The sequence below is a fragment of the Kordia sp. genome, assembly GCF_045105435.1.
GTDB lineage: Bacteria > Bacteroidota > Bacteroidia > Flavobacteriales > Flavobacteriaceae > Kordia.
In genome coordinates this window covers 1-11,986 of sequence record NZ_JBGCDL010000306.1, presented here as the reverse complement: position 1 = coordinate 11,986, position 11,986 = coordinate 1, and the positions used below count along the sequence as shown (strand labels likewise).

General features: G+C 34.9%; 7 protein-coding genes and 1 pseudogene. 5 read left to right on the top strand and 3 right to left on the bottom strand.

The genetic code is table 11. The annotated features are described in order from the left end of the window. From AB8B65_RS15650 to dcm, 4 genes and pseudogenes are all read left to right on the top strand, one after another. A pseudogene (locus tag AB8B65_RS15650) lies at window positions 1-477 on the top strand (ABC transporter ATP-binding protein); the annotation flags it as partial. Window positions 478-647: 170 nt separating this feature from the next. Continuing rightward, window positions 648-1,763 carry a hypothetical protein gene (locus tag AB8B65_RS15645; RefSeq protein ID WP_405302202.1) on the top strand — a complete coding sequence of 372 codons (1,116 nt, stop codon included), beginning with the start codon at window positions 648-650 and terminating at the stop codon, window positions 1,761-1,763. A 69-nt stretch (window positions 1,764-1,832) separates the two neighbouring features. After that, a complete protein-coding gene (locus AB8B65_RS15640; RefSeq protein WP_405302201.1) occupies window positions 1,833-4,874 on the top strand; it encodes an FG-GAP-like repeat-containing protein in 3,042 nt (1,013 codons plus the stop codon). Window positions 4,875-5,072: 198 nt separating this feature from the next. Further along, window positions 5,073-6,344, top strand: coding sequence for a DNA (cytosine-5-)-methyltransferase (gene dcm, locus AB8B65_RS15635; RefSeq protein ID WP_405302200.1), 1,272 nt, complete (start codon window positions 5,073-5,075; stop codon window positions 6,342-6,344). On the opposite strand, the gene AB8B65_RS15630 is transcribed toward dcm, so the two are convergent. The 3 genes from AB8B65_RS15630 to AB8B65_RS15620 form a co-directional block, all read right to left on the bottom strand. Next, window positions 6,290-7,000 (bottom strand): PmeII family type II restriction endonuclease, encoded by a 711-nt coding sequence (locus tag AB8B65_RS15630; RefSeq protein WP_405302199.1) that lies wholly within the window; start codon window positions 6,998-7,000, stop codon window positions 6,290-6,292. The two genes, dcm and AB8B65_RS15630, sit on opposite strands and share 55 nt — an antisense overlap. Before the next feature lie 94 nt (window positions 7,001-7,094). Further along, a complete protein-coding gene (locus tag AB8B65_RS15625) occupies window positions 7,095-7,532 on the bottom strand; it encodes a glycosyltransferase (RefSeq protein ID WP_405302198.1) in 438 nt (145 codons plus the stop codon). 154 nt (window positions 7,533-7,686) lie between these two features. Next, the gene (locus AB8B65_RS15620; RefSeq protein WP_405302197.1) at window positions 7,687-8,865 is read right to left on the bottom strand and encodes a response regulator; all 1,179 of its coding nucleotides are present in this window, start codon (window positions 8,863-8,865) and stop codon (window positions 7,687-7,689) included. A gap of 209 nt (window positions 8,866-9,074) precedes the next feature. Here AB8B65_RS15620 and AB8B65_RS15615 point away from each other — a divergent pair. Then, window positions 9,075-11,986: hypothetical protein (locus tag AB8B65_RS15615; RefSeq protein ID WP_405302195.1), on the top strand; the 2,912-nt coding region annotated here is incomplete at its 3' end.

Below are 11,986 nucleotides of genomic sequence, written 5' to 3'. Positions count from 1 at the left end.
TTAGATGAACCATTCAGTCATATTGATAATTTTAGAAAGAACGCATTACGCAGAAACCTGTTTAGTTATCTCAAAAAAGAAAACATTACCTGTATTGTGGCAACACACGATCGTACAGACGCACTTTCGTTTGCAGATACGACCATTGTGCTAAAACAAGGAAAACTCATCGTGCAAAGCAATTCTAAGGAATTATACAAAAACCCGCCAAACAAATATATCGCATCGTTATTTGGTGAAGTAAATGAATTGTCTGCGAATCTATTCCCAAACATGGAAATTTCAACTGAAACGATCTTAGTGTATCCACATCAACTCCAAGTTTCAGAAAACGGTGATTTCAAAGTAACTGTACAACAAAGTTATTTTAAAGGAAGTCATTATTTAGTGTTGGCGAAACATGAAAATACGATTGTATTTTTTGAGAGTTTGGAAGCTTTGGAAAATGGTGTTGCGGTTGGATTGACGATTATATAAAGTAGTTTGTTCGACTAAAATTCCACCATCCAAAAGTTAAAATCCAAAATAATTCCACAAATAAGGTAGGACAAAAGGAGTTTCAGTTGTCTTATATAATGAGTAACTCACTAAGAATCAAAGATTACATATAATATTTTGTTATATTAGTGCACTAACTAAACTAAAACATGATCAAAAGACTACGTAAAATTGCTATTTTAGCAATACTTTCTGCTACATTTTTTTCTTGTGGTAACGATGACAACGATCCTACAACACCACCAACTTCAATGGATGACGACTATGTGCCGATTCCAACTTCACCTGTAGTATTAGATATGGATGCATTTCCATTTGCTACACTATCAGAATACAGTTTCTTTGAAGGTGATATAAAAGATCAAACGCCCGTATTAGGTGTAATTCCGTACGAGCCAATTTCAACACTATTTACCGACTACGCTAAAAAGAAACGTTTTGTTTGGATGCCAAGCGATGTGCAAGCCAATTATGTTGATGACATGGAATTAATAGACATGCCCGTAGGAACGTTTTTAATAAAAACATTTTACTATGATAATGTATTGCCAAGTAACAACGCACGCATCATTGAAACGCGTTTAATGCTTAAAAAAGCAGACGATTGGTATTTTGCCGATTACGTTTGGAACGACGATCAAACAGAAGCAACATTCAGTCTTGACGGTTCATTTACCAATGTAGACTTTATGGAAGGTGGCGAAATGAAAAGCGCGAATTATAGAATTCCTTCTGAAGTAGAATGCTTTACATGTCACAAAAGTGGTACTACTTCTGTACCAATTGGAATGAAACCACAAAACTTAAATAGCATGTACGATTATGCAGATGGAACTACAAATCAGCTGCAAAAACTAATTAACGAAGGCTATTTAGAAGACAACTTACCTGCAACTATCAATACAGTAGTAAAATGGAGCGATGAAACAGAACCGATCGATTTACGTGTTCGTTCATACATAGACATTAACTGTGCGCATTGTCATCAAGAAGGATCGCATTGCGATTACAGACCGATGCGATTTGCTTTTGACGAATCTGGAGATCCTAACAATTTAGGAATTTGTATTGATCCTGACGAAGAAATTACAGGAATGATCAAAGTGGTAACTCCAGGTTTAAAAGAACGCTCAGTAATGTATTTTAGATTAAATACAGAAGCAGAAGAATTTAGAATGCCACTACTCGGAAGAACCATTATTCATAAAGAAGCTGTTCAAATGATTGGACAATGGATTGATGGAATTACAACCGAATGTGAATAAAAAGACTATCAACTAAACGAACGCTACGAGTGAAGCCAAAACTTGTAGCATGATAAAACCAACCAACCTATGAAAAGAATTACTTTATTAATATGCTTTCTAGCATCCTGTTTTTTTGCAGCTGCACAGACTACAGTCAATTGTACCACTTCGGGTTCTACAAATACCACGTATTGTTACACAAATAACGACACCACTAGCTTTGTTTTTGTAAGTTCTGATGGATCAGATTTACAAGTAACTTTCAATGCTGGACAAACAGAAAATAATTGGGATCAATTGATTGTATTAAATACTGATGGATCAGAATTGTACAATGGTTATGGAAACAATGGAGACTTAACAGGACTAACGTTCTCATCAAATGGAGATACCATCACAGTAATGGCAAATACTGATGGAACAGTAAATTGTGCAGACAACGGATATATCCCTTGGGATTTTGATGTAAACTGTGCAACATGTACTAGTCCCACAGCTACTTTCGCAATTGTAGATGATTGTGCAACTAGTGGAGGATTTTTAGTCGATGTAAATGTTTCCGATATAGGATCAGCAACATCACTAACTATTTCAGACAACCAAGGAAGTTCAAATCAGTCATTGTCAGCAGCAGGAACGGTTCAATTTGGACCATTTGCAAATGCTACAGATGTTGTCATATCTATTCAAAATGATCAAGATGCAAACTGTAATACAAACAGTAGCGCACTGACACAAAGTAACTGTCCGCCGCCAGCACCAGTTGGTGTCACTTGTGGATCAGGATCATCAACATATATTTTTACAGAAGAATTTGATACTGCTTCTGGATGGACAGGAGATTTAAACGACGGAAATGGTTCTTGGGAAATTCCAGATGGATCTACTTCCGATAGTACAGGACCAAGCACAGCTTTCAGTGGAGGAAACTTCATGAATTACGAAGCTTCTGGTAACACAAGCGCAACTGCATCGGCGGTAAGTCCGGCAATTGACTTATTAACAGCAACAGATGGTGCAGAACTTTCATTCTATTTACATGCTTATGGTTCAGAAATGGGATCATTAGATGTAAAAATAGGAACTTCAGTTTCCGGACCTTTCACAACAGTATTTACACTCGCAGGCGAATTGCAAACAAGCGAAACGGAAGCTTGGGTTCCAATTGGAATAAACTTAGATGCATACCTAGGACAAGTAATTTATATAGAATTTAGTCATACAGGAACAGGAACAGGTTTTCATGGAGACATGTCTATCGATTTTGTACGTGTAGAAACTTGCGGATCATTTTGTATTGCACCTTCTAGTATAGTTGCTTCTGCAATAACGCAAACATCAGCAACAGTTTCTTGGTCAGCAAATAATGGAGAAACTGCTTGGGAATATGTGGTACAACCAGTAGGAACAGGAATTCCAACAGGACTAGGAATAGCGTCAAATACGACATCAGTAGACGTAAGCTCACTAAATCCTGCAACAGTGTATGAAGTATATGTACGTGCTATTTGCGGATTGGATGCAAGTATTTGGGGCGGACCATTAACGTTTACAACATTAGCACCACCGCCGCCAGCTGATTTTACAACATCAACGGTTGCAACAACAGGAACACAAAGAGCTGCTGTTGATATGAATGGCGACTTTTTAGACGATGTAGTTTCTATTGGAAGTACAAATGTCAATATATTTTATCAACAAGCTTCAGGTGGTTTAAGTGCCACAGGTACAAATATTACAACAACAAATGCGGACAATTCACCTTCTTGGAGTTTGGCTGCTGCCGATTTTGATAGAAACGGATTTACCGATTTATTATATGGTGGAGGAAGTGGAGTAACATTTATGAAGGCGAATGCTACTGGAACTGGATTTACAGAAATATCAGGACCAGAATATGTATTCTCGCAACGTTCAAACTTTGTCGATTTAGATCAAGATGGAAACCTAGATGCTTTTGTATGTCATGATGTGGATCCGAATGTATATTATATGAATGATGGAAATGGAAACCTAGTCTTTAACCAAGGTGGAATTGGAGATATTGCAGGTGGAGGAAATTATGGTTCTATCTGGATTGATTATGATAATGACAGAGACATGGACATGTTTATTGCAAAATGTCGTGGAGGTTCAAGTACAATAAATATCAATGAATTACATGAAAATGATGGAACTGGAAACTTTACACAAGTAGCTTCTGCCGCAGGTTTAGCAGATCCGTTACAAACATGGTCTTCTGCATGGGGAGATTTTGATAATGATGGAGACATGGATGTTTTTGTAGGTGCAAGTTCAACTGCTGATGGAATACATAAATTAATGCAAAATAACGGAAATGGTACATTTACTGATGTTACTGCTGCTTCCGGAATATTACCTGCATTAACAAACTTAGGAATTGAAAATGCGACACACGATTTTGATAATGATGGAAACTTAGACATTGCATCAAATGGTAGTATGCTATTTGGAAATGGAGACATGACATTTACTGTGTACGACAATGTAATTTCAGGAAGTAACGGTTCTTTTGGAGATTTAAACAATGATGGATTCATGGATGCAATTTCTGGATCAACATTATATACAAACACTACAAACAGCAACAATTGGGTAAAAATTACTACTACAGGAGTTGCAAGTAACATTAACGGAATTGGAGCTAGAGTAGAAGTACATACAGCTGCTGGAGTTCAAATTCGTGATGTACGTAGTGGAGAAGGTTTCCGTTTCATGAGTACATTAAACACACACTTTGGTATTGGAACAGAAGATGCTATTACCAATATTGTTATTTACTGGCCATCAGGAACTGTTGACAATTTAACAGATCCTGCAATTAACACGCATCATATCATTACGGAAGGACAAACGTTAAGTATTCCTGATGAAACATTAGAAAGTGTTGCTATTCATCCAAATCCAGTTGGAAAAATAATGAACATCAACAGTCCAGTAAACTTAGTTGGAAAAATTGCTACGATCTTTAATATAGAAGGAAAACGAGTACTCAACTTAAAACTAAAACAACATTCAATAGATGTTTCTAATTTACAAACAGGAAACTATATTTTACGTTTAGAATCTGATGGAAAGGTGTTTACACAAAAATTCATCAAGCAATAAACAAGTAATAAATTTATATATTTTACAAAACTCCAATGCTATAATAGTGTTGGAGTTTTTGTTTTTTAGGACGATTCTTTTTTACTAATAGACTCAGAATTAAGAGTACTTTTAAGGTCGAAATAATAAAAGTAAAACAATGCTTTTTTCTTTTAATTTTATTCTTAAATTTGTAACCATTGTTTAAGGTTGTGTAATATGGTTATAAAAGATTATTATTCTCTAGCAGAAGCTGCTGAAATTTTAGGTAAAAGTAAAGAAACTTTACGTAGGTGGGATAACTCAGGTAAGTTTTCTGCGGTTAGAGAACCAATAAGCAATTATAGAATCTACAAAAAAGAACAAATAAATTCTCTTTCAGAATTGTTTTTAACTGATGCCGACGACATAGTAGATAATTATGTAATTCCATTGAAAGAATATAAGGTTTTAGAATTGTTTGCTGGTGCAGGGGGATTAGCAATTGGTCTAGAAAAATCTGGAATAAAATGCGCTGCTTTAAATGAAATAGATAAATGGGCTTGTCAAACTCTACGAGAAAATAGGCCGTATTGGAATGTTTTAGAAGGTGATATAAAGTCTTTTGATTTTAGTAATTATAAAGATCAAGTAGAAATCGTGACTGGTGGTTTTCCATGCCAGGCATTCAGCTACGCAGGAAAAAAGTTAGGTTTAGAAGATGCTAGAGGAACATTATTTTATGAATTTGCCCGAGTTGTTCAAGAAGTTCAACCTTTAATCTGTATTGGGGAAAATGTAAAAGGTTTACTTTCTCATGAAAAAGGAAAAACATTAGAAGGAATGATTTCTATTTTAGACGAAATAGGATATAATGTAGTTCCTGTTCAAGTTTTAAAAGCAATAAATTATAAAGTTCCTCAAAAACGAGAACGATTAATAGTAGTTGGTATACGAAAAGATATTGATGTCAAGTATGAGTACCCAAATCCGCATGAAAAAGTATACAATCTTTCAGATGCTTTGAAAAAAGGTGAGTTGTATGATTGTAATGTTCCAAAATCTGAAGGTTCAAAATATCCTGAACATAAAAAAGAAATTCTTGATATGGTTCCACCAAAAGGGTACTGGAGAGATTTACCTCTTGAAATTCAAAAATCTTACATGGGGAAAAGTTTTTACTTAGGTGGAGGAAAAACAGGAATGGCAAGAAGAATTGGTTGGGATGAACCAAGTTTAACTTTAACATGTAGTCCAGCGCAAAAACAAACAGAAAGATGTCATCCAGATGAAACCCGTCCGTTTACTGTAAGAGAATATGCTAGAATTCAAACATTTCCAGATAACTGGAAGTTTGTGGGTTCAGTTTCACAACAATATAAACAAATTGGAAATGCAGTCCCTTGTAATTTAGGAGAGGAAATAGGGTATTCAATAATCAAGTTTTTGAATCAATATTATTCAAAATCAAACAAATCAGAAGATTCAATTTCTTTAGCCAAAGTCATATAACCTTCTTTAAAGAAATCTTCAGTATCTATATTTAAAATCATTGTGTCCAGATTTGTAACTAGCTTAGTATAAAAATCAGGATACCCAGTAATTCTATGCCAAAATTCTTTTCCAATAATAACAGGAAATTGTTCATCAATTTTTTTATAATGTTGACTTAACTGATCTTCTTCACCGTATAAAACACCAAGAATCAAATCAGAATTATTTAAATTCATTGCGTTTGTTCTTGCTAAATTGGTTACTGTTGTAAATTTTCTAATTAATGGTTTAACATCTTCGGAATTGATTGTATTAGGTCCAGATTTTAACTGACACCATTTTTTTCTACCATCAATTTTATCTACAAACTCAATATCCATTCCTTTTATTAATGAGCCTTCAGCAAGGTTTAATTTTACAAACATATTTTGGATTCTAGTACCAAAAGAAGTGTTAATTGAAGTTCCTAGCACTCTAGGGTAATACAATGCTTTTGCTATTCCAATTGGCGAAAAATCATTTTCGAGTATTTTAGATAAATACTTAACTACAATCGGATTTATCTTATAAGATTTTAGTTTAGAATGAGTTTTTATAGAGTTAACCTTGTGATTATCAAATATTTTTACTTTAAAATATCCAGTAATAATTTCTATAAGTTTGCTTTCATTCATAAACTAAATATAAATATTTTCTTTAGTCTAAAAAAAGATTTATAGTTTAATAACAAAAACTACCCAACAACCAATAAGCAAAGCAGTCAAACACCTAACAAGCCATATCCAAAACACCACGCAACGAAAACACGTTCTTATACACCATGCGCTTGGTTTTTTTAAACAATCCTTTAAAAAAGCCTTTCTCTTTTTCGATAATACGAAATACTTTTTCTAGCATTGAAAAATCGTTTGAAGCATACTGTTGCAAACACAAAATATAAGGCAAATCGTGCTGACTCGTCAAATACCGAACACCAGCCTTCATAGCGGTAGTATGACCACGACTTTTCTTGACATCAATAACTGAAATCGAAATACTAGCTTCTTCTTGAATCTCTTTCAATAATTCGAGTGTATTATCTGTACTTCCATTATTTACAAAACAAACAGCTAACTTCTTTTTTTCTGCAAACAATGCTGCAAATTTTTGCGCTTCAATTGCGCTTTCATCATTCTGGAATACTATTAAAATTCCAATCTTCATCATGTAGGTATATTTTAGGGTTTAGGGAAACCAAGGGGAATCTGGGGGAACTTATTTTGTTATATCTTTAATTTTATTTGTTGTCATTCCGCATTTATTGCGGAATCCAATTTGAAGCATTATAGATTCCTGCCTACGCAGGAATGACAAGAGAAACTTAGATTGCAACATCTAAATCGAGATTAGTTGAAACTTTTTTTTTACTTCTATACGACCAAGCAATCTGTCCTAATTGACCAATAATCTTAATAGAATCTTTCATAGATAACTTAGAACCATCTGCATGAATCCAACGTTTCAAAGGCTTCTCGCACATCATTGCTCTTGCTTTATCCAATCCGAAATGTCTACGCATACGCATAAAAATCTCTACATCAAACAACCACTTTGTGATAAACTTCTTGTCAAATGCCAAATGAATTACGTCTTTATGAAAAATCTTTGCACCACATTGTGTGTCTTTAAAATTCATCGATAAAATAGTTCTGATAATTAAATTAATTGTCATACTAATTACTTTACGCGCCGATTCTTTCGTAATATTTGCGCCCATTCTGCTAATTCTTGAGCCGCTCACAATCTTAAAATCTGAATCTTCAATCGTAGAAACCAACTCGTCAAAATCAGCCAAATCGGTAGACAAATCTGCATCCAAAAATCCGATATAATCCAAATCGTCTTGTTTTGCCATGTGTAGCATTCCCAAACGAACAGCTTCTGCTTTTCCGCCGTTTTGCTCACAATCATATATTGTAATAAAATCTTCTCTACCTTTCTGCAAATCGTGCAAAACTTCTAAAGTTGCATCTTTACTTCCATCATTCACAAAACACAAACGATATCCCGAATTACGATCTACAAAATCGGTAAACTCAGTACTCAACAAACGTTCTGCTTCATTATAACACGGAATCACAACACCAACACATCTTTGCTGAATCATTACCGTATTTGCATTTGTAATCGTAGTATGTTGAGGTACACCAATCAATCGTTTTACACGAGCACAAACTTCATTCAAACTCAAGGGTTTCTTCATGTAATCGTTCACACCCAAATCAAAACCTTCTGTAATCATTTCATCATCGGTATTTCCAGATAATATCATAATTGGCGTATCGTCTTGTTTATCTCTACGGATGTGTTTTACGATTTCCATTCCAGAAACTGTTGGCATATTCATATCAACAATAACCAAATCAGGCTGAAAAGAATCATACAATTCCATTCCTTTCAATGCGTTTGTTTCAGTTAACACTTCATATCCTAATTCAGCCAATCTGCTTTCTATAGGAATCAACACTAATTTTTGGTCGTCAATAGCTAAAATTTTCATCGTATGTTATTTTAATTTGATTATTATTTTGAGTGGCATTCGTGTTATTTTCCGAATGACTTACAGGTCAAAAGTAGTTGACAAACACCGCAAAAAGTCGTCAGAATGCCCAAAGTGAGAATTTCTTTAGACGAACGGAAGTTTACTACAGTCCAATTAAAAAAACAGTACTTTATCTTTACTTCATCGAAAACGCTGTACTTTTAAACATGAAAGAGACTACAAATAAATTATTACTATTAGCACTACTTCTCGGAGTTGTGTTTCATGGTACATCTATCTTTTTCACTTTAGAAACTACGTACGACGCGTTAATTCACCTTTTCTTTGCCGATCATTACGCAAACAGTTGGTTTGAACCTTGGAACTACAAATGGTACACAGGATTCTCCGTAATGAGTTATCCGCCGCTAGTACATCAATCTATTGGTGCGTTATCGTTCATTGGCGGTTTAAAATTCGGTTTATTCGCAGTCGCTATTATCGCCATCATCCTATTCATTACAGGAACCTATCGTTTCTCGTTACTCCTAACAGGAAACAAAAGAGTAGCAGGTTATGCAGCAATGCTAGCAGTTTTCTCGTCGTCTTTTGTAGAAACCTTGCACATCTTTGGACAATTGCCAAGTATAGTGGGAATTTCAATATTAATGCATGCCCTTCCGGAGATTTACCTTTGGTTAAAAACTGGCAAATACAAATACTTCTTTACATCGCTTTCGCTGATTGCGGTTACGGTAACTTCACATCATGTGACACCAATATTTGGAATGATCTTTTTCATATTTCCGTTGATCGGAATGGTCATTATGGACGCTGCGCGCGAAGAAGTCAATACAAGTAAAGAAGTCACTTTTTGGGTATTCTGGAGAAACTTTAAGAAACTCTTTAAACGCATTGTTGGTTTCGGAATGTGTTCTTTGGTCGTTATTGTCGGTTGTATTTTACCGTATTGGATCAACTCCAAAAACAATCCAATCACGCAAGTGCCAATTCCACATGGTTCACGCGATCACTTCTTAGAAATAACATCATCAGGATTGGTATTCTTCTTAATTCCTTGGGGAATACTACTCTTCCTATTACCATACATTTTCTATAGATATTACAGCAAACGTTATCTATTTTTTGGTTTATCAATTACGTTACTATTTGTGTTAGGAACTGGCGGCACAACTCCGATTCCACGTATGATTTTGGGTGAAACGGCTTTCAATATCCTAACTTTAGACAGATTCACATTATGGGCTTCCATCATGTCATTGCCGCTTTTTGGCGAATTCATCTATCGTTTTTCAGAAGCAGACTTAAAAACATATCTACAAGAAAAATTTGGTGTCATTTATCACAGAATCATTGGTGGCGGATTGGCAGTTTTATTTGTCTTCATGACTATTTTTACAATGAGTTTAGGTTATTTCAGACCATCGCAACCGCAAAAAATAAACATGTTGCCAATCGTGAATTTTCTCAATCAAGATGATCATGATCAGTGGCGATACCTTACTTTAGGTTTTGGCGATCAAATGGCTTGGTTATCGGCACAAACAAAAGCGTTAACTGTTGACGGAAACTATCATTCGGCACGTCGTTTGCCAGAACTCACAACACGACCAATAGAACGGTTAGAAAACTCAAAATTTAAAGGAGTTGCCGGAATTGGTTCATTGCAACAATTCTTAACAACACCCGAAAAATACAATCTAAAATACATCTTCTCAAACGATAAATTCTACGATCCAATTCTCTATTTCTGCGGATGGCAACGATTACCACAATTAGAAAACGGAATCATGGTTTGGGAAAAACTAAACGTTCCGCCACTTTCGTCCATTTTGGCAAAAGATGAAATTTCAACCTGGCAAAAAATGCTATGGGGAATTGTACCGTTCATGACCGTAATACTGGCGTTTTTACTCAACATTCAACCTATCTTTCTGAGGTATATCCAGCGAAAGCGAAATGATTCAGATGTATATTTAAAATTCAATAAAAGCTACGCAAAATTTTCTAGCAAAGTTGTGAAAGTGAGTCATATTTGGGCAATCATTCTAATTGGAATTTTAGCATTTGGAACGTATCAATTTTACATTAAAAACGATGCGCAACGTTCACCAGAAAATGTAGTAAAAGCCTATTATGATGCACTCGATTTTAAAGAGTTTGAAAAAGCACACAGTTTTATAAATCCAGAAAATAAATTGACGATTGCACAATACATGTTAGAAATTTCATCGACAGACGGATTGCTAAGTTCGTACGCAAAACTAGACGCGATAGAAACCGAAATTAAAACGGAAACCGACAGTTTGGTAACAGTAAAAGTCATCACAAAATGGATTACGCCGTTGGAAAAAATTGAAAAATCAGACTATAAAACAGTTATAAAACAGAACGGAAAATGGTTTTTACAAGCAGAAATGGTAGAAGCCGATTTGCCACCAGATCAATTATTTTCCAACAATAAAACTGCCTATTTCAATCATGGAAGAAGACGTATTACAACAGAACAAACGTATCATGAAGATGTTTTAAAACAACCTGTTTTGGAAATCATTTCGGCAAAATTGGTGAAACACAACGGACATTATGCCATTTTGGGAGAAGTGCAAAACATAGACAATGTGCCAGCCGATGTCGTGCTAAAAGGAACATTATACAATGACAAAAATGTGGAATTGGCAACGTACAATGCAAAATATCACATCAAACATAAATTGATGCCGAAAGAAGTAACCTCATTCCGTATTAATTTTGAGGGAATTGCGTGGTCAAAAACACAAGATTCTATTCCAGAAACCTTCAATCCAGATGAATTTACGCCTGTAGATTTTACTGATACACCAACGAAATTCAACTTGCAAGCCGCAGGAAATGTTGCTGGTTTAGACTTATACAAAAATATGGTACTGAGCGATCTAAATATCAACCAAAAAACCATTAACGGAAATATATTCAATAGCGGATTGCAAGAAATTACGGTTCCGCAATTATTGGTTACGTATTATGATGAAAATCAAGAAATTTTGTGGGTAGATCACAAGTTTTTAGACAAAGGAATTCGTCAACAACGAAAACAAGCATTTAGCTATGAATTAGCCGAAAATGACAGTATTGAAAT

Coding starts and splice junctions, on each gene's coding strand:
- AB8B65_RS15640 (WP_405302201.1), top strand. CDS start 1,833: ATGAAAAGAATTACTTTATTAATATGCTTTCTAGCATCCTGTTTTTTT.
- AB8B65_RS15620 (WP_405302197.1), bottom strand. CDS start 8,865: ATGAAAATTTTAGCTATTGACGACCAAAAATTAGTGTTGATTCCTATA.
- AB8B65_RS15625 (WP_405302198.1), bottom strand. CDS start 7,532: ATGATGAAGATTGGAATTTTAATAGTATTCCAGAATGATGAAAGCGCA.
- AB8B65_RS15645 (WP_405302202.1), top strand. CDS start 648: ATGATCAAAAGACTACGTAAAATTGCTATTTTAGCAATACTTTCTGCT.
- AB8B65_RS15630 (WP_405302199.1), bottom strand. CDS start 7,000: ATGAATGAAAGCAAACTTATAGAAATTATTACTGGATATTTTAAAGTA.
- dcm (WP_405302200.1), top strand. CDS start 5,073: ATGGTTATAAAAGATTATTATTCTCTAGCAGAAGCTGCTGAAATTTTA.